This is a genomic window from Streptococcus sp. HMSC071D03, assembly GCF_001812125.1.
GTDB classification, from domain to species: domain Bacteria; phylum Bacillota; class Bacilli; order Lactobacillales; family Streptococcaceae; genus Streptococcus; species Streptococcus pseudopneumoniae_N.
This window is the reverse complement of sequence record NZ_KV807720.1, coordinates 20,356-43,257: the sequence shown is the minus strand read 5'-3', so window position 1 is coordinate 43,257 and position 22,902 is coordinate 20,356. Positions and strand designations below refer to the sequence as shown.

Annotated in this window: 32 protein-coding genes and 1 pseudogene; 1 reads left to right on the top strand and 32 read right to left on the bottom strand. The window is 40.2% G+C overall.

Annotated elements, in window-relative coordinates; translation table 11 throughout:
* Positions 1-38 precede the first annotated feature (38 nt).
* The 32 genes and pseudogenes from groL to HMPREF2837_RS03190 all read right to left on the bottom strand — a co-directional run bounded on the left by groL (position 39) and on the right by HMPREF2837_RS03190 (position 22,155).
* Entirely contained in the window at positions 39-1,658 is a 1,620-nt protein-coding gene (gene groL / locus HMPREF2837_RS03335) for a chaperonin GroEL (protein ID WP_049549640.1), read from the bottom strand.
* A 15-nt stretch (positions 1,659-1,673) separates the two neighbouring features.
* Positions 1,674-1,958, bottom strand: a complete 285-nt coding sequence (gene groES, locus HMPREF2837_RS03330) for a co-chaperone GroES (protein ID WP_049549641.1) — start codon at positions 1,956-1,958, stop codon at positions 1,674-1,676.
* Between the two features lie 155 nt (positions 1,959-2,113).
* Positions 2,114-2,509 (bottom strand): single-stranded DNA-binding protein, encoded by a 396-nt coding sequence (locus tag HMPREF2837_RS03325; protein ID WP_049549642.1) that lies wholly within the window; start codon positions 2,507-2,509, stop codon positions 2,114-2,116.
* A 76-nt stretch (positions 2,510-2,585) separates the two neighbouring features.
* Positions 2,586-3,347, bottom strand: a complete 762-nt coding sequence (locus tag HMPREF2837_RS03320; protein ID WP_049549643.1) for an SDR family NAD(P)-dependent oxidoreductase — start codon at positions 3,345-3,347, stop codon at positions 2,586-2,588.
* Between the two features lie 42 nt (positions 3,348-3,389).
* Complete coding sequence (gene ytpR / locus HMPREF2837_RS03315) at positions 3,390-4,016, bottom strand: YtpR family tRNA-binding protein (RefSeq protein WP_049549644.1); 627 nt, start codon at positions 4,014-4,016, stop codon at positions 3,390-3,392.
* Between the two features lie 15 nt (positions 4,017-4,031).
* A complete protein-coding gene (locus tag HMPREF2837_RS03310; protein ID WP_049549645.1) occupies positions 4,032-4,349 on the bottom strand; it encodes a thioredoxin family protein in 318 nt (105 codons plus the stop codon).
* Positions 4,346-4,636 carry a DUF4651 domain-containing protein gene (locus HMPREF2837_RS03305; RefSeq protein ID WP_049549646.1) on the bottom strand — a complete coding sequence of 97 codons (291 nt, stop codon included), beginning with the start codon at positions 4,634-4,636 and terminating at the stop codon, positions 4,346-4,348. Before HMPREF2837_RS03305 ends, HMPREF2837_RS03310 begins: the two co-directional genes overlap by 4 nt.
* A gap of 75 nt (positions 4,637-4,711) precedes the next feature.
* Positions 4,712-4,966 carry a DUF1912 family protein gene (locus tag HMPREF2837_RS03300; protein ID WP_049549647.1) on the bottom strand — a complete coding sequence of 85 codons (255 nt, stop codon included), beginning with the start codon at positions 4,964-4,966 and terminating at the stop codon, positions 4,712-4,714.
* 9 nt (positions 4,967-4,975) lie between these two features.
* Entirely contained in the window at positions 4,976-6,310 is a 1,335-nt protein-coding gene (locus tag HMPREF2837_RS03295; RefSeq protein ID WP_075230638.1) for a DUF438 domain-containing protein, read from the bottom strand.
* Positions 6,310-6,543, bottom strand: coding sequence for a DUF1858 domain-containing protein (locus HMPREF2837_RS03290; protein ID WP_000368731.1), 234 nt, complete (start codon positions 6,541-6,543; stop codon positions 6,310-6,312). Before HMPREF2837_RS03290 ends, HMPREF2837_RS03295 begins: the two co-directional genes overlap by 1 nt.
* A gap of 321 nt (positions 6,544-6,864) precedes the next feature.
* A complete protein-coding gene (locus HMPREF2837_RS03285; protein WP_075230637.1) occupies positions 6,865-7,047 on the bottom strand; it encodes a hypothetical protein in 183 nt (60 codons plus the stop codon).
* A 1-nt stretch (position 7,048) separates the two neighbouring features.
* Entirely contained in the window at positions 7,049-7,828 is a 780-nt protein-coding gene (locus tag HMPREF2837_RS03280) for a hypothetical protein (protein ID WP_075230636.1), read from the bottom strand.
* Between the two features lie 274 nt (positions 7,829-8,102).
* The gene (gene rbfA / locus HMPREF2837_RS03275; protein ID WP_070460202.1) at positions 8,103-8,453 is read right to left on the bottom strand and encodes a 30S ribosome-binding factor RbfA; all 351 of its coding nucleotides are present in this window, start codon (positions 8,451-8,453) and stop codon (positions 8,103-8,105) included.
* Positions 8,454-8,621: 168 nt separating this feature from the next.
* A complete protein-coding gene (infB, locus tag HMPREF2837_RS03270) occupies positions 8,622-11,414 on the bottom strand; it encodes a translation initiation factor IF-2 (RefSeq protein ID WP_049549655.1) in 2,793 nt (930 codons plus the stop codon).
* A 16-nt stretch (positions 11,415-11,430) separates the two neighbouring features.
* Positions 11,431-11,730: a YlxQ-related RNA-binding protein gene (locus HMPREF2837_RS03265; protein WP_049549656.1), complete on the bottom strand. Its 300-nt coding sequence runs from the start codon at positions 11,728-11,730 to the stop codon at positions 11,431-11,433.
* The gene (gene rnpM, locus HMPREF2837_RS03260) at positions 11,723-12,016 is read right to left on the bottom strand and encodes an RNase P modulator RnpM (RefSeq protein ID WP_049549657.1); all 294 of its coding nucleotides are present in this window, start codon (positions 12,014-12,016) and stop codon (positions 11,723-11,725) included. Before rnpM ends, HMPREF2837_RS03265 begins: the two co-directional genes overlap by 8 nt.
* A gap of 22 nt (positions 12,017-12,038) precedes the next feature.
* A complete protein-coding gene (gene nusA, locus HMPREF2837_RS03255; protein WP_049504279.1) occupies positions 12,039-13,175 on the bottom strand; it encodes a transcription termination factor NusA in 1,137 nt (378 codons plus the stop codon).
* 42 nt (positions 13,176-13,217) lie between these two features.
* Positions 13,218-13,697: a ribosome maturation factor RimP gene (gene rimP / locus HMPREF2837_RS03250; protein WP_049549658.1), complete on the bottom strand. Its 480-nt coding sequence runs from the start codon at positions 13,695-13,697 to the stop codon at positions 13,218-13,220.
* A gap of 126 nt (positions 13,698-13,823) precedes the next feature.
* On the bottom strand, positions 13,824-14,459 hold the full coding sequence (gene trmB / locus HMPREF2837_RS03245) for a tRNA (guanosine(46)-N7)-methyltransferase TrmB (protein ID WP_049549659.1): 636 nt from the start codon (positions 14,457-14,459) through the stop codon (positions 13,824-13,826).
* Positions 14,456-15,250 (bottom strand): cell cycle regulator CcrZ, encoded by a 795-nt coding sequence (ccrZ, locus tag HMPREF2837_RS03240; protein ID WP_000362994.1) that lies wholly within the window; start codon positions 15,248-15,250, stop codon positions 14,456-14,458. The genes trmB and ccrZ overlap by 4 nt, the downstream gene beginning before the upstream one ends.
* Positions 15,251-15,411: 161 nt before the next feature.
* On the bottom strand, positions 15,412-16,023 hold the full coding sequence (locus tag HMPREF2837_RS03235; RefSeq protein ID WP_049549660.1) for a CPBP family intramembrane glutamic endopeptidase: 612 nt from the start codon (positions 16,021-16,023) through the stop codon (positions 15,412-15,414).
* A 29-nt stretch (positions 16,024-16,052) separates the two neighbouring features.
* Positions 16,053-16,301 carry an immunity protein BlpZ gene (blpZ, locus tag HMPREF2837_RS03230; protein ID WP_049549661.1) on the bottom strand — a complete coding sequence of 83 codons (249 nt, stop codon included), beginning with the start codon at positions 16,299-16,301 and terminating at the stop codon, positions 16,053-16,055.
* A gap of 41 nt (positions 16,302-16,342) precedes the next feature.
* The gene (locus HMPREF2837_RS03225; RefSeq protein ID WP_049549662.1) at positions 16,343-17,032 is read right to left on the bottom strand and encodes a CPBP family intramembrane glutamic endopeptidase; all 690 of its coding nucleotides are present in this window, start codon (positions 17,030-17,032) and stop codon (positions 16,343-16,345) included.
* Positions 17,033-17,352: 320 nt separating this feature from the next.
* On the bottom strand, positions 17,353-17,664 hold the full coding sequence (locus HMPREF2837_RS03220) for a hypothetical protein (protein ID WP_049549663.1): 312 nt from the start codon (positions 17,662-17,664) through the stop codon (positions 17,353-17,355).
* Positions 17,665-17,993: 329 nt separating this feature from the next.
* A pseudogene (locus tag HMPREF2837_RS10630) lies at positions 17,994-18,104 on the bottom strand (type II CAAX prenyl endopeptidase Rce1 family protein); the annotation flags it as partial.
* Positions 18,105-18,145: 41 nt separating this feature from the next.
* Entirely contained in the window at positions 18,146-18,313 is a 168-nt protein-coding gene (locus tag HMPREF2837_RS11395) for a hypothetical protein (protein ID WP_161800103.1), read from the bottom strand.
* Between the two features lie 187 nt (positions 18,314-18,500).
* On the bottom strand, positions 18,501-18,905 hold the full coding sequence (locus HMPREF2837_RS03210; RefSeq protein WP_075230635.1) for an immunity protein: 405 nt from the start codon (positions 18,903-18,905) through the stop codon (positions 18,501-18,503).
* Complete coding sequence (locus HMPREF2837_RS11110) at positions 18,902-19,054, bottom strand: hypothetical protein (protein WP_148131794.1); 153 nt, start codon at positions 19,052-19,054, stop codon at positions 18,902-18,904. The genes HMPREF2837_RS03210 and HMPREF2837_RS11110 overlap by 4 nt, the downstream gene beginning before the upstream one ends.
* Before the next feature lie 193 nt (positions 19,055-19,247).
* Positions 19,248-19,610 (bottom strand): hypothetical protein, encoded by a 363-nt coding sequence (locus HMPREF2837_RS03205; protein ID WP_049549667.1) that lies wholly within the window; start codon positions 19,608-19,610, stop codon positions 19,248-19,250.
* A 101-nt stretch (positions 19,611-19,711) separates the two neighbouring features.
* Positions 19,712-21,061 carry a sensor histidine kinase gene (locus tag HMPREF2837_RS03200; RefSeq protein WP_049549668.1) on the bottom strand — a complete coding sequence of 450 codons (1,350 nt, stop codon included), beginning with the start codon at positions 21,059-21,061 and terminating at the stop codon, positions 19,712-19,714.
* Between the two features lie 13 nt (positions 21,062-21,074).
* Complete coding sequence (locus HMPREF2837_RS03195; RefSeq protein ID WP_049549669.1) at positions 21,075-21,812, bottom strand: response regulator transcription factor; 738 nt, start codon at positions 21,810-21,812, stop codon at positions 21,075-21,077.
* Between the two features lie 4 nt (positions 21,813-21,816).
* Complete coding sequence (locus HMPREF2837_RS03190) at positions 21,817-22,155, bottom strand: LytTR family DNA-binding domain-containing protein (RefSeq protein ID WP_049549670.1); 339 nt, start codon at positions 22,153-22,155, stop codon at positions 21,817-21,819.
* A 276-nt stretch (positions 22,156-22,431) separates the two neighbouring features.
* Here HMPREF2837_RS03190 and HMPREF2837_RS03185 point away from each other — a divergent pair, with 276 nt between their 5' ends.
* Positions 22,432-22,761 carry a hypothetical protein gene (locus HMPREF2837_RS03185; protein ID WP_049549671.1) on the top strand — a complete coding sequence of 110 codons (330 nt, stop codon included), beginning with the start codon at positions 22,432-22,434 and terminating at the stop codon, positions 22,759-22,761.
* Positions 22,762-22,902 lie beyond the last annotated feature (141 nt).

Genomic DNA, 22,902 nt, shown 5'->3' with positions numbered 1-22,902 from the left:
ACATTATGTACTGTTTTAGGTTCATTTTACTATATTTCTTAGTAACCACCCATCATTGATGGATCCATAGCTGGGGCTGGTGCTACAGGTTCTGGCTTATTAGCTACGACTGCTTCTGTTGTTAGAATCAAGCTTGCTACTGAAGCTGCGTTCTGAAGGGCTGAACGGCTAACCTTAACAGGATCGATAATTCCTGCTTCAATCATGTTGACCCACTCACCTGTGGCAGCATTGAAGCCTGTTCCAAGCTCTGCATTTTTCAAACGATCGATAACGATTGAACCTTCATAGCCTGCATTGTAGGCAATTTGGCGAACTGGCTCTTCCAAGGCACGAAGTACAATGCTACGTCCTGTCGCTTCATCACCTTCTAACTCCAAGGAAGCAACAGCAGAGATAACATTAACAAGGGCAGTACCACCACCTGCAACGATTCCTTCTTCAACAGCTGCGCGAGTCGCATTGAGGGCATCTTCGATGCGGAGTTTCATTTCTTTCAATTCAGTTTCAGTTGCAGCACCGACCTTGATAACTGCTACTCCACCTGATAATTTAGCCAAGCGTTCTTGGAGTTTTTCACGGTCGAATTCTGAAGTTGTTGTTTCGATTTGAGACTTGATGACAGCTACACGGTTAGCAATTGCTTCAGGATTACCTGCACCTTCTACAATGACTGTGCTATCTTTATCTACAGACACTTTAGCTGCTTGACCAAGAGCTTCTATGGTAGCATCTTTTAACTCAAGCCCAAGATCTTCTGTGATAACAGTTCCACCTGTCAAAATTGCGATGTCTTCCAACATTGCTTTACGACGGTCCCCGAAACCTGGTGCCTTAACAGCAACTACATTGAAAGTTCCACGAATCTTATTCAAAACAAGAGTTGGAAGAGCTTCACCGTCAACGTCATCAGCAATAATCAAGAGCGGACGGCTACTTTGGAGGATACTTTCTAGAAGTGGCAAGATTTCTTGGATATTTGAAATTTTCTTGTCAGTGATTAAAATGTATGGATTTTCAAGGTCTGCAACCATTTTTTCATTGTCAGTGACCATGTATTGTGAGAGGTAACCACGGTCAAATTGCATTCCTTCTACAACCTCAAGCTCTGTTTCCATACCACGTGATTCTTCAATGGTGATAACTCCGTCTTTACCAACTTTTTCCATGGCTTCAGAGATGTATTCACCAACTTTTTCAGAACGAGAGGATACTGCAGCGACCTGAGCGATAGCTTCTTTGTTGGCAACAGGGATGGCATTATTTTTCAAGGCTTCAACGGCTGCAGCGACCGCAGTTTCAATCCCACGACGAATACCGATTGGATTTGCACCGGCAGTTACGTTTTTGATTCCTTCACGAACGATAGCCTGAGTCAATACTGTTGCAGTAGTTGTCCCGTCACCAGCGATATCATTAGTCTTAGAAGCTACTTCTGATACCAATTTGGCACCCATATTTTCAAAATGGTCTTCTAGTTCAATTTCTTTAGCGATTGTTACACCGTCGTTGGTAATCAATGGTGAACCGAATGATTTTTCAAGAACAACGTTACGTCCTTTAGGCCCCAAGGTTACTTTAACTGTATCAGCTAGGACATCAACACCACGGACCATAGCTGAACGTGCATCAGATGAAAACTTAATTTCTTTTGACATACTTACTTCCTCCTATTATTCTTCAACGATTGCTAAGATGTTAGCTTCACCCACGATGATATATTTTTCGTCACCATCTTTGACCTCGATACCTGCATGAGCTTCGACTAAAACTTGATCTCCAACCTTTACACTTGGAGCGACTAGTTCACCGCTCAAGGTACGAACACCTTGTCCAGTAGCCACTACTGTAGCTGTTTTCGTTTCTTCTTGGGCTGATCCCGCTAGGACAAAGCCTCCGACAGTTTGTTCTTTTTCTTCAATTTTCAAGACCACACGGTCTCCTAATGGTTTCAACATCTGTTTTCCTCCATAATTCAATCATATTATTAGCACTCTTTTCATACGAGTGCTAAACCATAGTTCTATTGTATCACTTGGTCAAAAATAGTCAAGAAAAAAGTCTGATTTATAGCATAAAAAGAGTTGGAGAAAACTCTCAAACTCTTGTCATTTTAAAATGGAAGTTCCTCCTCTTCCAAAACCAAATCTGCCAAATCCTGTCCTGCATTATTTTCACGCATGGCACGTTGAGCACGACTTTCCAAGAGTTGGAATCCTGTGGCAAGAACTTCGGTCACGTAGTTCATCTGGCCATTTTTCTCAAAGCGACGAGTACGCAATTCTCCATCCACAGAGATAAGACTACCTTTAGTTGCGTAGCTTGCCAAGCTTTCTGCTAGTCTGCCCCATAGGACCATATTAACAAAATCGGCTTCGCGTTCCCCGTTTTGGTCTTTGTAACGACGGTTCACAGCGATAGTTGCTCGCGCTACCGACTTGTCATTGTTGGTTTTGTGCAATTCTGGTGTAGACGTTAAACGCCCAATCATGATAACTTTATTATACATATTTTCTTCCTCCTACTTATCTATTCGTAGGAAATCAAAAAAAGTTACAGAAATTTGTAACTTTCGAGGAAATTTTTTACTTTTTATGAACCATAAATCCTGTCGCCTGTTGATTGGCCATTATGGTCATATCTGTAATCTGCACACGGCGAGGTTGGCTGGTCACATAGACTACTGTGTCTGCAATATCCTGAGCTTGCAAGGCTTCGATTCCTTGGTAAACGGACGCAGCCCGTTCTTTATCACCGTGAAAACGTACCGTAGAAAAATCTGTTTCGACAATTCCAGGCTGAATGGTTGTCACCTTGATATCCGTTGCGATAGTATCAATTCGCAGTCCATCTGAAAAGGTCTTAACCGCTGCCTTGGTGGCTGAATAAACAGCGGCACCCGCATAGGCATAAATTCCTGCGGTTGACCCCATATTGATGATATGTCCTTGATTGGCTTTTACCATTGCTGGCAAGAAACAGCGAGTGACTGCCATCAAACCTTTGATATTAGTATCCAGCATGGTCAACATATCCAACTCTTCATAGTCCTGATAAGGTGCTAAACCTAGAGCCAGTCCGGCATTGTTGATCAGAATATCAATCTGACCTATCGTTTCTAGAATATCAGAGCAGACAGTCTTTACCATGGTCATATCCGTGACATCTAGTGGGAAGGTCCAGACAGTTTGATTTAGGAAGGCTTCTGCAAACTCCGACTTAAGGGCTTCTAGTCTGTCTGTCCGTCGTCCAGTTAGAACGACATTCTCACCCTGCTCCAGATAAGCACGCGCAATCGCTTCACCGATTCCTGAGGTCGCTCCTGTAATCACAACATTTTTTGCCATCTTATTTCCTTCTATCTGGTGTATTCAGATACTGACAAGTTCCTAAGCAGTCCAGTGCTTCGCTGGGTCAAATGGAGTTCCGACAACTTGGTCTTCTGATAATTCGATAACACCACGTTTTTGCGGAGCATTTGGCAGGTGCAATTCACGAGGGCTACACATCATACCAAAACTCTTTTCACCACGAAGTTCGCCTGGGAAAATGAGATTTCCTTTTGGCATCATAGCTCCAGGAAGAGCGACAATGGTTTTCAGACCGACACGCGCATTTGGTGCCCCTGCAACAATTTTCACTGTCTTGTCACTTGCGACTGCAACTTGGCAGATGTTGAGGTGGTCACTATCTGGATGAGCTACCATCTCGACAATTTCACCGACGACGAACTTAGGTTCCTTATCATTAACAATTTCTTCTGTAAAACCTTCTACCTGCAATTCTTGGTTCAAACGAGCGACTTTCTCATCTGTTAAAAAGACTTGACCACGCTCTGCAATTTCAAACAAACTGGAAACTTCGAAAATATTCCAAGCAACCGTTTCTCCACTTTCTTTGAGGAAAACTCGCGCTACCTTGCCTTTGCGCTCCACATCTAGTTTGGCATCTCCGCTATTTTTCACGATGACCATAAGGACATCACCGACATGTTCTTTGTTATATGTAAAAATCATTATTTCTCTTTTCTCCTATTTCAGTCCTGCTAAAAAATCGTTGATTTGTTCCTTGCTTTTACGGTCACGATTAACAAAGCGTCCAATCTCCTTGTCCTTATCTAATACAACAAGACTTGGAATCCCATATACATCCCATAGTTTTGCAAGTTCCATGTACTCATCTCGGTCTACTCGTATAAAGATAAACTCTGGATTGGTCTCTTCAATCTCTGGCAGAGCTGGATAGATATAGCGACAATCGCCACACCAGTCGGCCACAAAGAGAAAGGCTTTTTTCCCCTCTGCTTCAACTAAACTTGCTATTTCTTCTAAGCTATTTGGAATAATCATAGGACTTCCTTTTCATATTGTAAATTTTCATCTTCATAGACAAAGGTATAATGTCGCCCATCTTCAAAAATAACACCACCAACAAGACGTTCTAAACTACTTTCGTACACTTGGACATAGAGAGTCCCAATCTCACCCATTTCTGAAAAGTAGTCACGCACAATAGCAGTTAACTCTTCCTGCGTCTTCATGAGTTTGTGATCATCAGCTACTTTCTTAGCACCAAAGGCAAGTGCTCCAAGCCCTGCCACGACTAAACCTGTTTTAATAATATTTTTCGTTTTCATGCTAACATTGTAACACAAAAAGGCTCAAGGAACAATGAAAAAGGGAGTCCCACTCCCCTTTCTAATCTCTAAAAATTAATAATTTCTCTCGCCAAACAAACCTTCTGGTAAATCATGGAATTCCTTACCTGCCTTGAAGTTTTCAAATTTACCTAGTAAGAACTGGTAGGCATCCAAGCGACTCTCGTAGCGAATCATGGCATCTTTAGCGCGCTCATCTTGATCTTCTTCATAGACCTTTTGACTTTCCTTAAGAGCCATATTGTTGATCATAATCTGGGTATTAACCCAGGTTTCAAATTCCTTCATAAATTCTTGCTCGTAACTCATTTTTTCTCCTTATTCTAATCCACGGTAAAAGTCTGTATCAATCTCACGGTAGGGTTGGATGTCCTGAACATATTCCAAGACTCCTTGAAACTCTCCTGCTTGATCATGAACAGCTGCGTAAGTGACATGGACAAACTTTCCACGTGATTCTGACTTGAACCACATCTCGTACTTGTCTTTTTTCCCTTCACGAAGACCTTGCATAATCGCTTTGACTTTCTCCAAATATTTTGGTGGATGGCATAGTTCGACATTTCGTCCAACCTGAGACGGTGTTCGCTTGAAAATCATTTCATCTGCTGGCGTATTATCGTTATAATACTGGAAGATATCATCCTTATTAACAAAGGTAATCTCCATAGGAAGATGATTAAGGATAAGATTTGCCTGCTCAACTGATAGATAACCATTGCCAAAAGTCTGCTGACTATTTCGGTCCATCACTGCTTCCTTTTCCTTAGGTGTAAAGGTGATAGTAAACTGACCTTCTGGCGTATCAATCACTTGTTGAACCTGTCCATCTACAGTTTCTGACTGAGTTGGTTCTTCTACACTTTTCTTCTCAACAAAACTTTGACGTTCAGGAATCCATTTCTCAGACGGACGGATAATAGCATATCCATAGGCATCACTTTCCTCAGCAATCTGAATCCAGTCATCCTGGGTGAAGGATTCGAGCAGAATCATGAGGAGGATGGACTCTTCCTTGAAAATCATACTTTCAAACTCTGTCGCAAAAGCTTCAAAAGCTTCCTTTACGGTGGAAATTGGCACTTCTGGGAGCGACTTAGTTGCCACTAAGGCTGTTTGAAAGAGATCCCTAATCTGATCATCCACTCCCCACATAACTTTGGGAGGTGAATCATGCCCATAACGTTCCATGATAGGAAAAAAGAGCTCTTCCTTGCGCTGGTAGTGAATATCAAATTGACCAACAAGCCCCATCTGACGCACCAAACCCTTACGCATCTCCGCCAGCATTTCCTCGTCGTCCACAGATTCATAAGTCGAGAGCAATCTACGAACCCGAATCAAGGCAGCACGGAGGGCTAGATTTTCATCCTTAAAAACACGCACAGGATGACCTGGATGCTCTGTATCTTCAACTTCGACACCCTTAACAGCATTCTTAAAGAGATTGGCATGGACATCACAGAGCTCCATGACGTCTTCAAATGTCACACCTGAGTCAGAGTTCATCAACTCGTGCTCCATGAGAGAAATCTCGATAGCTGATACACCTGTAAAGGTTGCATCAAAACGCTCCTGAACGGATTCAGGGGAGGCTCCATTATGCAATTCTAATAAAATATCCCGTAGGATATGAATACGTTCATCTGCCATTAGTCTATTCCAATCACTTCGTAACCATTTGCTTCAAGTGTGCGCACAATCTTATCCATAGGAGTTCCCTCCAGCTTAGACCCCTGTTTGAGCGATACTTTTCGTCCGACTGTATTTCGCATCAAAGGATTTGCAAGAGGTTTAAAACCGAGTTCTACTAGGATATCTAAAACTTCTGGATGCTTGTCCACAACTTCCGCAACAGGAATAGATACATCAATGATATTGTCCATCATAACCTCCATCATATTCTCTAACAGTTTTTTCTTTTTTATTATACCACAAGGGCAAAGATTAAAAAACTAGCAGTAGAAGACTTGCTAGTTTATTTCGTATAATTTCATTATTTCTAATTATATAGACTTTTCCTAGTAAAACCTCAAAGTCTTATCCTTACCATGATCATCAGAGAAGTTTGAAAAACCAATCTATGATCTTGAAAAGAATCTTATAGAACAGTAATTGGAAGGCGAAAGAGATTAGGAACCAGAGTATTTTTATCAGACCAACAATTGGTGTTATAAAAAGAAGAGTAAAGAACCTCCAAAAAGATTTCATTCTTTATCCTCCGGCTTCATCAACCAAGTAGCTGTATCCATAAGCTTATCTACAAGAAATAATTTTCCTAAGCCAACTACTATATTTTCATCTTTCTTCATGGTTTCTGCGACTTTTATAGCCTGAGTTGTAAGAAAATAATTACCGTATGTTTTAGCCAATATTTTAATGATACCCATTTCATTCACCTTCTATGGTTTCTGCTTCCTTTCGGATTGTTTCTATATCTTCTTGATATTGCTCCTCATCATAGTTAACTAATTTGGAGAGCTCTTTTTGCAGACTTTCACCCATGGGTTTCATGGTTGCAAAGGTTAATCCTCCAGAAATGATTCCACCTAAAATAGGAATAAATTTCCCCATTCCCTTGGCCAATCCTCCTTTTGTTAAGTTAACTCCAAAAATTTTCAAAACTTTTTTCAAAATTGGGTACCAAAGTGTCTTAGTCAAAGCTTTCTGGGGAACAGTTTTCATGACCTGCTTAGCAACAGCAACACCTCCTGCTCGAAGCAAGGCAGCTGTACCATTTACCCCAAGCATGACACCAAGATATAGCAAGAGGGTATTTTGAGCATCCTCACTTAATTCATCACGAGAAGCCCAAAGGTCATCGTAACCGTAAATATATCCCAATTCTTGAGCTAATTTTAATGAAAAAGCATAAAATTGAGCTACATCTGCTGGTATGGTAATTGCCATGGCAAGACCTCCAGGTAGACCTGCTAAAACCGAGGTCCCACTGGCCAGCAAGACATTATCCATAATACAAGCATTAGCAACTCTATCTAAGATTTCCTGAGATAGCAAGCTAGAAGGACCCTGCTCCAATAATGTTGAGATATCCTTCGGATCTAATTCTTTAGAAAACTTATCCACTAAAAACTTTGAACGATCAACTTTCACAACAGGTAGTTTCACCACTTGTTCCAATACTTGCATAGCTAAATCTTGCTCAGCCATTTTAATATCTCCCTTAAATTAAATATTTACATTACCTATTATTATACCATACTATTTAAAAATTATAAAGCGTTTCCAAAGATTATTTTATCCTCCTATCTCATTTCACTTTCCCAAATTGATACTGTTTTTCTATCCTATAGCGAATCGAAGCTAGAATAGTCCAACACAACTTCTAAATTATATTTAGATGTTTGATTTGAACTTCCCAATCGATTTGTTCGAATTTTATTTTAATCTAATACAATACAAAAAAGAGGGTTGGCCCTCTTTCTTATTTCTTATCCAGATTGCGTAACATTTCGTCAATCTTGTTTCCATACTCGATGGATTCGTCTTTGACGAAGGTCAAGTCTGGAATTTTATACAATTTCAAATTGTGACCAAGCTCACGTTTGATAGTTCCGGTTGCTTTTTCAAGCCCGATTTGAGCTTTTTGGTTATCCGAAGCAAGATTACTCAAAATGGTGTAGTAAACCTTAGCTACAGACAAGTCACCTAGCATCTGAACATCTGTGATGGTCACTCCTTGGACACGAGGATCACGGACTTTCTTTTGTAAAATCTCATTGACTTCACGCTTGATTTCCATGCCTACACGATCCGTACGGAAATGATTTGCCATGCTTTTTTCCTTTCTCTCAATTGAACCAAAAGCTAGGCCAGCAGACCTAGCTTTGCCTAGTAGATAGAGGAACTAGAGCCATTTGAATCTAGGAAACAAGCCTTAGATAGAACTACGGGTTCATCAAGGCGCTGTTGACGACGAGTCAAATGAGCTATCGTTTCTCTATTATCGTTTGATTTCTTCCATGATATAAGCTTCAATCACATCATCCATCTTAAGATCATTGTAGCCATCAATCATGAGACCACCTTCACGGCCGTTTGTAACTTCTTTAACGTCATCTTTATAGTGTTTCAAACTAGCTAGAGCGCCATCGTAAATAACAACACCATCACGGATAACACGGACTTTAGAGTCACGGGTAACTTTACCACTGGTAACCATGAATCCTCCGATTGTTCCCACTTTAGATACCTTGAAGGTTTCTCGGATGATCGCTTCACCGATAACTTTTTCTTTAAATTCTGGGTCAAGCATCCCTTTCATAGCTTCTTCCATCTCTTCGATCACCTTGTAGATGATGCTGTGGAGACGGATTTCTACATCGTCAGCTTCTGCTTGTTGACGAGCTTGTGGTGTAGGGCGTACGTTGAAACCAACGATAAAGGCATTTGAAGCCTCGGCAAGAGTCACGTCAGATTCGTTGATGGCACCGACAGCTGCATGGACGATAGTAACTTTCACGCCCTCAACATCAATTTTTTGAAGTGAGGCAGAAAGTGCTTCAACAGAACCTTGTACGTCTGCTTTGATAATGACGTTAACTGACTTGAGTTCGCCAGCTTTAAGGGTATCAAAGAGATTTTCAAGGCTGACACGTTGTGTAGCTTGACGTTGCTTCATAAGAGCACGTTTAGCACGTTCTTCACCAGCTGCACGAGCTGATTTTTCATCTTCGTAAACGGCAAAGTGGTCACCCGCCATTGGCGCTTCGTTCAAACCAGTGATCGATACTGGTGTTGATGGTCCTGCAACCTTCACACGACGTCCAAGGTCGTTGGTCATGGCACGGACACGTCCGAAGGTATTTCCGACAACGATTGGATCTTGAACGTTCAAAGTACCTTGTTGAACAAGGAGGGTTGCAACCGCACCTTTACCTTTATCCAAACGAGCTTCGATAACAGTACCGATGGCACGAACTGTTGGGTCTGCTTTGAGTTCTTGGATTTCAGCCACAAGAAGGACAGTTTCCAAGAGTTCATCGATATTTTGGTTGAACTTGGCTGAGATTTCTACAAACTCAGAATCTCCACCCCAGGCAGTTGACATAACACCATGTTCAGCCAATTCACCGATCACACGTTCTGGGTTGGCACCTGGTTTATCGATTTTATTGATAGCTACGATGATTGGAACATTAGCTGCTTTTGAGTGGTTGATGGCTTCGATAGTCTGTGGCATAACCCCATCATCTGCCGCTACGACCAAGATAGTAATATCGGTAACAGATGCACCACGCGCACGCATAGATGTAAAGGCCGCGTGTCCTGGTGTATCAAGGAAGGTAATCTTCTTGCCATTTTCAACGATTTGGTAGGCACCGATATGCTGAGTGATTCCACCTGCTTCACCTGTCGCAACACGAGAGTTACGAAGGGTATCTAGGAGTGTTGTCTTACCATGGTCAACGTGTCCCATGATGGTAACAACTGGTGGACGCTCTACGAGTTCATCTTCATTGAGATAACCATCTTCAGCGAAGAAACGTTCGATATCAGCATTGTCCACTTCAACCTTTTGTTTCGCATCAATACCGTAATCGACCATGAGGAGTTCGATTGTTTCACCGTCTAAGGATTGGTTTTGTGTCGCCATCACGCCCATCATGAAGAGTTTCTTAACAATCTCAGCTGGTTCGCGCTTGATACGTTTTGCAATTTCCGCGACGGTCATACCATCTGTATATTCAAATTCTGTTGGCAATTCATGGAACTTACGCTCTGTAACAGGTTTTGGTGCCTGATTACGGTTATTTTTGTTATTGCCTTTTTTATTCTTTTTGTTATTGTTCCAGTTACTATTTCTTTGATTTCTCACTTGATTTTGACTACTTCGATTCTTTTGTTGTTTTCTAGGACCATCTTCTTCGTGATCGAAATCATCACGTTCTTTGTCTGGTCGGGCTTGTTTCTTACGACGTGTATCCACTACAGGTTCTTTAGCTGCAGGAGCTACTTCAACTACTGGTTGAACTTGCTGTACTTGTTCAGCCAATTTAGCAGCTTCTTCAAAGATTTCTTCAGGCTCCTTGCGTTTGTTTGCTTGAGCCAAGGCTTCTTTAGCTGCTTGAGTTTGCTTGAAGCGTTCCTCACTTGAACGAGCATATTCTGCATTTTGCTCTGCCTTTAGAGCAGCTGCACGGGCTTTAAAGTCAATACGTGGTCCTGCTTGATTTGGACGTTTGTCCTCTTGCTTGCGGCGATCATTTCCACGATTTTGCTGACCTTGCTGTTTCTTAGCTTGGTCATTAAAGCGACGATTGTCGCGATTGCCTTGACCTTGTTTACCACCATTACGGTCATCATTTTTTTGACGATTTCCATTTTGTTGGTGGTCACGGTTATTGCCCTTATTTTGCTTGCGTCGTTCAGCCTGCTCTTTTGCACGTGCTTCACGCTCAGCCTTAAAGTTTCGACTCTGCGGTTTTGCTGGTGCCACTTTTTCCTCTTTAGGGGCAACAGCTGCTGCTGGTTTTGCCTCTTCCTTAGCTACAGCTGGTTTAGCTGGCTCAGATTTTTCGGCTTTCTTTTCTGTACTTGCTTTTGGTTCTGCAGGTTTTGCTTCTACTTTCGGAGCAGCAGACTTAAAGCTGGCAGCGATTTTTGCAGCGACAGCTTCTTCCACACTTGATGAGTGGCTTTTCACATCCAAGCCCAACTCTTTTGCACGCGCTACAACTTCCTTACTTTCTTTTCCAAGTTCTTTTGCGATTTCGTACAATCTTTTCTTAGACAAATCATGTCCTCCTCTTCTATTCCATAAGAGACCTCATTTTCTTTGTAAATCCAGCATCTGTCACAGCCAAAACCTTTCTTGATTTTCCGACTGCTATGCTTAATTCCAGTGTTGAAAACACGGTAATAACTTCTACTTGATAATAATGACTTTTATCCTGAATCTTCTTGGTCAAGTTGGGACCAGCATCATGAGCTAGAAATACTAGCTTTACTTTCTGGTCTTGAATGGCCTTGACAACCATTTCTTCACCCGAGATGATTTTCCCTGCTCTTTGAGCAAGTCCCAAGAGATTGGTAATTTTTTGCTTATTCAAGTCCTAACTCTCTTCTTTTTACTTTGTGATCAACATAGGCGATCAACTCGTCATAAAAGCTTTCTTCGACTTCTATGTTAAAGCTACGGTTAAAGACTTTTTTCTTTTTGGCCTCAAGGGCTTCTGCATTGTCTAGCTTGATATAAGCGCCACGACCATTAGCCTTGCCTGTCGGGTCGATAAAGACCTGTCCTTCTTTGTTCTTGACAATACGGAGTAAATCGCGTTTATCAATCACTTGGTTGGAAACAACAGACTTGCGCAAAGGGATTTTTCTAGTTTTCATCCTTCCCTCCTCTGATCAGCTTTTATTCTTCTACCAATTCGTCTGTTTCTACCTGGTCAGCTTCTTCTGCTGCTTCCATGGCTTCAAACTCACTTGCAGACTTGATATCGATACGATATCCTGTCAAATGAGCTGCCAAACGAACGTTTTGTCCACGACGACCGATCGCAAGAGAAAGCTTGTTATCTGGCACAACGACCAAGGCACGTTTGCTGTCGTTTTCATCAAAGATAACTTGATCAACTTCTGCAGGAGCAATGGCATTGTAGATAAATTCAGCTGGATCTGCTACCCACTCGATAACATCGATGTTTTCTTCGATTGGAACCATACGATCGCTCTTAGCATCGTAGCGAGCTGGGTGGAATTTGCTAGTAATTTTCTTGATGTTAGCACCACCACGTCCAACGATTGTACCAATAGCATCCACGTTTGGATTGTGGCTACGAACTGCAACCTTAGTACGGTCGCCAGCTTCACGAGCCACGCTCATAATCTCAACAGTTCCGTCATAGACCTCAGGAATTTCTTGTTCCATCAAACGTTTGATCATTTCTGGATGGCTACGGCTCACAAAGACGTTCACACCACGAGGGTTGTCTTCAACCTTGTAAACATAGACTTCAATACGATCATGAGAAGCAAAAACTTCTCCAGGGATTTGGTCTTGTTTTGACAATTGTGCTTCGATGCTGCCAAGGTTGACATAGATAAAGCGATTGTCAAAACGTTCTACCGTACCAGACATGATTTCTTGCTCATGCTCTTTGTAAGTATTGTAGGTAATGGCACGTGTTTGCTTGCGCATTTTTTCCATGATGGTTTGTTTGGCAGATTGAGCTGCTACACGACCAAACTCACCTGGTGCTTCTTCAAATTTAATCTTGTCCCCAAGCTCGTAAGCTGAGTTAATGGCAAGAGCATCTTTTAAGCTGATTTCCAAACGGCTATCAAATACTTCATCAACTACTTCACGAACAGTATAAACTGTAAAGTCACCTGTCTTTTCGTTGAAATCAATGGCTACGCTGTCTGATTGACCATAGCGTCTGCGATAGGCTGAACGAAGTGATTCCACCACTGCATCAATGATGTCTTCTTTTTTGATTCCCTTGTCTTCTTCCAAAATGCGGAAGGCCTCTAGCATTTCTTTACTCATCTTCTATTCACTTTTGAATCTTCAAAAGCTTCCTTTCTTTTACTATAATTTTACTGCTAAACGTGCTTTTGACACCAAACTGTATGGGATTTGGACCGTTTTCTTACGTGTCTTGTCCATATATTCCATAGTCAACTCATCCTCTTCAAAGGTTAGCAAGGTTCCTTCAAAGACCTTTTGCTTATCGATGGCTTGGTAAAGTCCAACATGGATGTATTTCCCAACCGCTCCAGCGACTGCTTCCTTGGTTTTCAAAGGACGTTCCAAGCCTGGGCTGGTGATTTCTAGGAAATATTGTTCTGGGAAGGGATCTGGCTTGATAGTATCTAGGACAGGACTGATAATCTCTGTCAAGTCCGCTGTGTCGTTCAAGGTAATTCCCTCTGGTTTATCTACAAAAATACTAAGAATCATGTCACTGCCAATCTTTCCGTACTCGATATCCACGAGTTCAAAGGGAGCTTCAATGACAGGTTCTACGACTTCTCTGACTAATTCTACGATAGTTGCGATTGCGTCCACCTCCTCATAAGCAAGAGGCGAAGATATTTCCCCGCCTCACTTTCTCATATTCTTACTTACAGTATAGCACTTTTGACTACTTATGTAAAGTATAAGCACTCAGAAGGCTTGATTTTAAGCTTTTTCTTAAAATTCTGCCTCAACTCGATAGATGACCTGACCCTTACTTGAGAATTTTTCTTCATATTCTGTCATGACATTGCCTTCAAAGTCGCTGGCGTGCAAATCCAACCAAACGCCATTGAGCTTCATGCCGTATTGAGAAAAACTCACTAGGCTATATTCAAATAAGCCACGGTTATCTGTCTTGAAATGAATCTCACCGTGTTCAGGCAAGATACGCTTGAAGGTATCCAAGAAACTCTTATAGGTTAGACGACGCTTTTCATGGCGCTTTTTAGGCCACGGATCTGAAAAGTTTAGGTACAAGCGATCAATCTCACCATCTTCAAAGTAGTCGGTCAAATCAGAACCATCAACCCACAACAACTTAATATTGGGTACAGAGATTTCCAAAACCTTGTCCAAGGCATAACTCAAAACAGACTTTTGAATATCAATCCCGATATAGTTGATATTAGGGTTTTGCTTGGCCATACCTGTCACAAAAGCACCCTTACCACTACCAACCTCAACATGGATAGGATTGTCATTTCCAAAGAGGTCTCGCCATTTTCCTTTGGCTTCTAAAGGATTTAAGACAACATACTGAGGATTAGCCTCTAGTAATTCTGTTGCCCCTTTACGATTTCTAACTCTCATCTCTTCTTTCCATACTTGTCACGGAAGATGCGCAAGGCATAAATCTCCCGATTGACATTTTCTAGATCTTCATTTGTATAATATTTGGCAATCTGGCTCAAGAAGGATAACTGAGCATACCAAAATAGTTTGTTGATGACTGTTTGGTTGTATTTGTAACCGTAATAAGTCAACCACTCTTTCCACTGATAGTCTGGAATATAGTGACATAGCATATGCGCTACATCAAACATGCGATCCGTTAAGCGAACGGAATCCCAATCCACTAAATAAACAAGACCGCTCTCTGTCTCAATCCAATTACTATGTCGTACATCTCCATGAACGATCGTTGCATAATCTTCCCTAAAGTTTGGCAAACTTCCTCGCAAATCCTCTACTACCATTCTTAGATATTGATTGTTCTTCAAGGATTCTGGAGCATCTTTTAACCAAGCCTGAAGCAAGTCAAAAGGTGTTTCTAAAGAATAGCCCAAACGAGTCAATTGCGTCATCAAAGGACGCGAACGATGCAAGCGGCTCAAAATATTGATAATCTGCTTGCGATTCATATCATAAGGGGTCAAAATTTTACCATTCAACCATTCTTGGGCACACATATCACGCCCATCCGATAAACGGCGAGTCCATAATAATTGAGGAGCGATTTGTTCCTTGGCTAAACCAGGTAGGATTGGAGAGGTGTTCATTTTAATAAAGACGCGCTTCCCATCAGGGTAGCTTCCCATATAAGCTTTTCCGCTTTTCCCAGGTATAGGGGTCAGCGTTAGCTCAATATCACCCAAGTCCATTTCTTTCCTCCGTATAAAGTTTCCTTACTATTCTACTAGTTTTTAGCTTATTCGTCAACCAGTCCAGACCTGATTCTCAAATAAAAGCCTCTGGGGTGGTTTGGGTTATCATTATAGAAAGAAAAAGGTAAGCACAATCTCCTACTTACCTTTCATGATTTTTATAAATAAAATAAGAGTGGCCAACTGTTGTAAAACATATGGACTAGAGTAGAAACCCATAGGTTTTGGCTCTTTTTATAAGCAAAGCCCAGCAACAAGCCCCCAAGTAGATAAAAAATAAACGAAGGGACATTAGAAGGTCCATGCATGAAAGAAAAAAGAGAGGAAGTTAGAACAAGTCCTAACCAAGAATTTTCAAATATAGCCCCCTGAAGAAGTCCCCTGAAAATGAGTTCCTCCTGGATTGGTCCAAAAACTGAGGTAGTCAAAATCAAAGACAGAGAAATTCCTTTGCTGACTTCCGCTAAGTGTTGAACTCCTGCGCCAGAAGAAACAGCGAAGAAACGAATATAAACTAGCGTCTCAAACACACTTAGAATAAAGATTCCAATGAACAGCAAAACTTGTTTCTTACTTAACATCCCAAAAGAAATCATTTCAAACTTTCTAGCATAAGCAACACTCAGCGAGGTTACTAGGAGACTTACAATAATCAATGCAGATTCATTTTGAAAAAAATCTCCATGGTTAATCGTATAAGGGACTGTAATGACGATTATTAGTACTAAAAATCCAAAACAAAAGGCATGAAATTTATCAAAAAACTCCATCAAATTATCCTCCTCAACAAACAGACTTCCTACAAGTCATCCTTTAGTTCTAGCCTTTCCAAAACAAACCATTTTAACAACCAAAATCCGACCACATAGCCAGCCCCTAAGAATATAGCTATTAAAGCTAACATGGGATTCAGGAAATAAAAAACCACCACAGATACAAAGGTTAGCACAAAAACATTAAAGGCAATGGTGTCAGAAGCCAAGTCTAGAATATAGGGCGTCAACCAGTCTAAGGTTTTTGAATCTAAGAAAAATAAGTGTTTATACATGATGACCTCCTCTATGGCTGAAAAGCAAGCCTTTGGTTTTTTTACCCCAAGACCCTATGTAGAAAAGTGAGCAAAAATGGTAAGTTTGCGATGATATTATTGATGATATGAATCGTATAAGAAGGATAGATAGTCTTGGTATAGCGTGTCAAATAACCAAATATACACCCAACTGCTGTATAAACCAGAAGGTCTAGTAGACTAGGAAAGCTTGAAAAATGAGGTAAGGCGAACAAAATCGACGGAAATAGAATATCCAGTCCCCATCTTGAATTCTTAAAGAAGGCATGTTGAAGCAGTCCCCTACATACCAATTCTTCCATCAGAGGCCCTAGTACTATTAAGGTTAGGTAAACTCCGAACTCTGCAAAATTGGTCTCACTATAGGCAATAAATAAATTCCAACCTTCGTTTGTCCCCTGAACGTGTTTAGCTGTCAGATAGTTAAAGCAGATAAGTACGACAGCTGTTAACACCGTCAGAACAGAATAACTCAGCCACTTTTTCCTAGGGATACAAAAGAGATAAGCATGACCCAACCTGATCAAAATCCAAACCATCAGGCCGATAAAGAGAATGCTGATGATGTTTCGAATCCAGATGACATTTCCTACCCAAGACGAGAACTCCCAATAATTTCTCCAAAATTGGGTTGTCCAAAACAATCCGAAAAACAAAAATAAATAAGAAAGGACTGCACTCGTTTTGAAAAGAATAGAATATTTTTTCATAGAAACTCCCTAATAGCTTTGCTATCGTAGCTGCCACCAATTATCATTTATACTCTTCGAAAATCAAATTCAAACTACGTCATCGTCGCCTTACCGTACTCAAGTACAGCTTGCGGCTAGCGTCCTAGTTTGCTCTTTGATTTTCATTGAGTATTAATCCTCTATCATTCAGTCTCGGTAGCTATCACCATGACTTTGATAAGCCAATACATCTACCCTTGTATACTTTTGTTGCTGTTAAAAACTTTATATTTTTCATCATCTAGGCAGTCAATTCTTTTCAAAATGATAGACCAACATCTTTTTTCTACCTAATCATTTTATAATACTTGATAGTCTCGCTGAAAAGTTGTGGCAGATACCACTCTATGATTTGTGAGGTCAAGATAATCTCCTGGATAGCCAAGGACATACATACTATAACCAGCAAAACCTCCTCCTGCCGTTCCGACTAGTCCAATTTTGAGATTGGTTACAAGGGAAGACTGAAGCCCTGCCATTAAAATTCGAACATGATTGTCTAGCCATACTATGTAATTCTTTTGCAATGCGTCTTCTACCCAACCTGGTTTAGGAGTATCTTTACCAATTTCCCAAACTTCTACTATTTGATTTTTATATTTTGCTTGCATCTTTTTAATCTTTCTTTTAAGACTCTCACAGAGTTTTTATATTCTTCTTGCCTGGTCTATGTTTTAGCAGACTATAGATCGTAACAGGAGTACTTACCAGTACAAGAACATGTCTCCAGAGTTCAGTTGAAATCATGAGTACTCTTATACAAAGAACAAGAGATAGCAATATTATTACAACTCGGGCAAAGCAATCTAAAAAATACACATACTTTTTCATAGGATTCCTCCATCTATTGATTTCACATCTACTAGGTCAGTTCTATAGTCACTATGATGCTAACTGACCATGCTTGATCTGCCTTTGTAAATTTAACCATTGTCAACTACTAGAAGAATGATAAACAATTGTAACAAATATGGACTAAAATAGGCACCGATAGATTTTGAGTCTTTTTATAAGCAAAGCCCAGCACCAAACCTCCAAATAGATAATAGAAAATGATCCATTCTAGACCTATAAAACTTCTATGTTCAAGATTCAAAGTGGCTTTTTCTCCATTTTTTTATTGAACTGAATGAAGATATAAACCGAAGCAAAGTATGCTAGTGCATCCATTACATAATACCACTCATTTCCTCTAAGCGGATAAAGACAGGTTTGCATGATTACATACAAGATGACAATCGTAACTATTTTTTTCGCCATAAGAATCACTCCTTTATTTCATTTTAGAATTAGTATCCTTGTAACTTTTACACACTCAGTATAGCACTGCTTTTTTAGGTTTTGCATCCAAATCTTAAACGGTCATCAAAAACTCTTAAATTACAAGAACTTCTCTTAAAAAAGACCAGCAGTCTGAAAACACTGCATGTAAGTTCTTTTTGTGAGCTTACTTTTTATAATACTTCAAGCCCCAAATGAGCAGCAGCATGATGAATAAGCAGAGAACAGAAGCAATATAACCAATCAGTTGTTGATAGGATTCTGCCGCCGTCATACCTCTATACAAACCGATAATAGACATAAAACCTGTCAATCCGATGAACATGAGTTGATTGGTTCTCGGATTGACCAACTCATCATCTTCAAACTTTCTCACTCTCATTTCCCTAGTGAGGTAAACAATTACCAAAATAGAAGCCAAGTTAACAACTACTAAAAGCAATTGAAAAACTAAGGAAAATTGCAAAAACTGACGAGAGAGAAATAAATAAGTAGAGATCAGTACAGGTAACTGACCTAGGAACAATCTAGCTAGGAAGATGTTTCGTTTTTTTGAAAGAAAAGTTTTCATTTCTTTACTCCTTTCTTTTTAATGATAGCAAAATAGATCATAACTGCAATCAGATAGGCTATGGTATAAAATAAATGATACCAATTACTCTCCCCAAGCGGAGACATGATTAGATACAAGATGAAAATGACAAGTATTTTTTGCTTCATAAGATTTCCTCCTAAATGTGTGCTTTATTTCAGTTGAGCTATATCCTTTACACTGCTAGTATAGCACTCCTTTTGACCTTAATTCTCCCAAATCATAAATGGTCATCAAAACCTCCTAAATTGTAGAAAAAATGAAAAAAGCAAGCACGGAAAATATGCTTGCCCTAATAAAACGTAACAAATCAAAACGCACTCATCTTTGCTTCCCTTTTTTCTGATACATTCTCATGATAGCTAAGAGGATAAAGGCTACCCAGCTTGCTAAAACTAGAAGGGTGAGGCCTGTATGTAGGATTTCAGGTGTCCTCTCTATTCGGCTGATGAGACGGACTAAGGACACCACTGCCATCTGAATGAGGAGCAAAGATTCTGCCCTAACCAATGATGTCTGCTGATTTTCAACTGCATGTAGAAAGGCTGGTAGCAAGACACAAGTTGCAACAATTATAATCAGATTAGCTCCTGTACCTTCTCCCTCATTGACTAGAGAAAACATGAGAAGATTGGATAGGATGATCAGTACAGAACAAGCTATAAAATAAGATTTCTGGTTCATTTATTTTTCCTCGTATATTATAAAAAGTCAGGCTGGATAAGGATAAATAGTTGCAATGTTTTTCAACCTAAAATGCCAAGGTCCTCTTGTTCACACATTCTCTAATCAGAACTTGACAGCAAATGAAGCGCCAAAACCTGACGAAAGACTTGATCTTGACAGGTGGTATTGAGACTGGCATTGGGATAACTTTCCACAATCTTCATGACGGTATAGAGACCAACCCCTCTCTCCTCCCCTTTAGAACTTGCTCCAAAGGAGAAGATTTCAGAAATATTGATGCTCTCTTCTTTGATGGAGTTTTCAATGATAAAGGTCTCCTGTGCTCCATTTTTTAAAAAGGCAATTGAAACATGAGGTTGACTAGCCTCTACACTAGCTTCAATAGCATTGTCACAAAGGATAGACACAATAGTCAGAAAATCAAGCAAGCTCATCCCCTCGACCTGAATCTCCTCAGGAACTTCGACATTAAAGATAATCTTCTTATCCCTAGCTTTTAGAAATTTCCCTGCTAGAAGACTTTTGAGGGCTTTATCACGAATATTTACCAATCGACCAAGGTCATATTTATTGTCATGTAATTTCTCACTGGAATCCTTTAAGACCGAGTCGTAGACCTCTTTTATCTGCTCCATATCCTCCTCTTCAATGCCCAGACGTAAACTGGTCAAGAGGTTGGTGTAGTCATGGCGAAAGCTCCGGACTTCCTTGTAAAGTTCCTCTATATGCCGACTATAACGTTCCATATCTCTGTAGCGCAAGGCCTGCTCTTGGTCCAGTCTCTCATGGAGTTTGTCCTTCAAATAGGTATCCAATTTCTTGATAATCCCCATAAAAAAGAGCAGGTAAAAGACTAGGATGAGATGGCGAACAGTCTTTGATTGGATATCGTATGCATATTCAAAGTAAGACAGACTTTCCATAACTAGAAAGTAAGCCCCCATTATCCAGTTAATCGTAGTCAGGGACTTTTGAAAACTTTTATCGAGAATCTCCTTTCTCAAGCTAGTGAAATCATAGTCCAACCATTTCAAAAAGACTAATACTATGGAGTAAACGAATATCATAATCAACAAAAAGACAAGATTTCCATCTCCATCTACAATCCCTTTCCCAAAAAACGGAAACACAAAATAGGAGAGACTTCTGTAAAAGATATCCATCAATACAATTGGAAAGAGACCATAAAAGAAAAGGAGTCTTTTAGAAAGCCCTCTTAACAATAAGAAAGACAAGCTGAGGCCGAACAAGGGTTCTATAAAGTATGACAGATAGTCAGCCAAGACTAAATAATTAAAAGTTGTAACAATTGCTGCTAGAAGAAATTTTAGAAGAAAGGCCTTAAAAATTCTATCGAAAGTGAGACTAATTCCATCTACCTTAAAGAACATGATAATTTCTAGCCCAATAATAGCTAGTGAATACAATATCATCCAAAAAATATACATAAATTCTCCTCACTCAGTGTAAGTTATTGATAGCCTCAGACACTTCCCTGATCTTATAACGCGCGATCAGGCAACTTCCACCATTGGGAAAGTAAAGCAGTTTTTCTTTCTTATCCAAACGAACTACATTGGCAGGATTGATGAGAAAAGAGCGATGGCACTGCAAGAGACGGGGTTCCTGCTTGAAAACCTCCTCTAAACTCGCTGTAAATTCCAGTCTGTCTGTCTTGGTATAGAGGATAACACGATGGGGTCTTGGGGATGTTTCGAGATAGTAAACCTCTTTAAAAGGATACTGGAATTGAGCAAATTTTGATTTAAAGTAAAAGCAATCGTCCGCCAGACTTTTACTATCTTGACTATTGGCATAGAGGAGGGCTGTCTCGATACGAGATTCAAACTCCTCTGCCGACAAGGCCTTATCAATGTAGTCCAAAGCTGAAACTTGGTAGCGAAAAGACAGGGGCATAAACTCTGAGTGAGTCGTCACAAAGACAATCAGGGCATAAGGATCCCGATCCCGAATCTTTCTAGCCACTTCCAGACCCTTCATCTCTTCGTTTCGAATCTCAATGTCCAAAAAGAAAAGCTGATGCGCCCCCTTCTCATGCACCTCTGCCAGCAGTTGGTCTGGCTTGCCAAAAACTTCAAAAGAACTGGGAATGATACTCTGTTTTTTCAAAAGTTTTTCAATCGTCGTTTCAATTCTTGCTTGTTGGGAAAAATCATCTTCTAAAACAAAAATTCTCATCTTCTTACTCTCCTTCTTTCAACCATTTTTGGCGAATTTCTCTATAACGACGTCTGGAATACTGAACAGCATATCGACCTTCTTCTCCAAGAAAAAGAGTCTTTGATTGGAGTTCCATGGATTTTACTCGTTCAAGGTTGACCAGACAATTCCGATGACATCTCGTTAAGGTTTCCCCATATTGTTTCTCAAGCTTGCTTAAATTTTGAAACAGATCAAAGCTAGCGTATTCTGTAACAATCTGCACGGTATGGGCTTTACTTGGATGCGTTTGGATGTAGTAGATATCCTTTATGTTTAATTTGAAAATTTCTTTCTCTTTTTGGATGATGATATAGTTCATGGATAAAACCTCCTGAAGAGAGGATACCATAAGTCTAGCAACTAATTTTCACCAAATCCTAAACGGTCCTCAAAAATTCCTAAAGTGTTGAATTTTTTACTAAATAACCATGATAACCTTACAACTATTTTATCATAAAATCCCGCTATTACCATTCAGGAAATTTCAATGACAATTAAAGATTTGTAGATAAAAAAAGAGTAAAAAGTGATAGGCTATGATTAGAAAGACAAAGGCTTAAAACAACTTTAAAACCATCACAAAGGAGGAATTCTCATGACAGAAACAGACCCAATCAAAAGAGCTCAGACACTGATAACTGAGTTAAACAAAGCCTACCAAGTCTGCAAACAGGCAACAACTGACGATGTCCGTTTCCAGGAGCAACTGGACAATATCCTCTGCTTTCTCTCTAAAGCTGAGACAGTGGATAATCGATTCTTGATTGAGCTGGAAAAATTTTACCAAACTTCCAGTCTTCTCATGGGCCTCAGTGCTCTCAATCCAGACGCTCCTACTCGCGCCGCTTGGAGAGCCTATGACCGCTTCCACTTTGACCAAGTCAAGACCAAGTTAAGTCTCTACGGGCCAACCCTTATCTTGTAATAGTCTTTAAAATCTTTTCAAACCATGTTAGCCTTAAAACTAGGTTTTGAGTAACCTGCGGCTAGCTTCCTGGCTTGCTCCTTGGTATTCATTGAAGTTACGTAAATAAAAATGGCGGTGGGACAGAAATCGATAGACAAA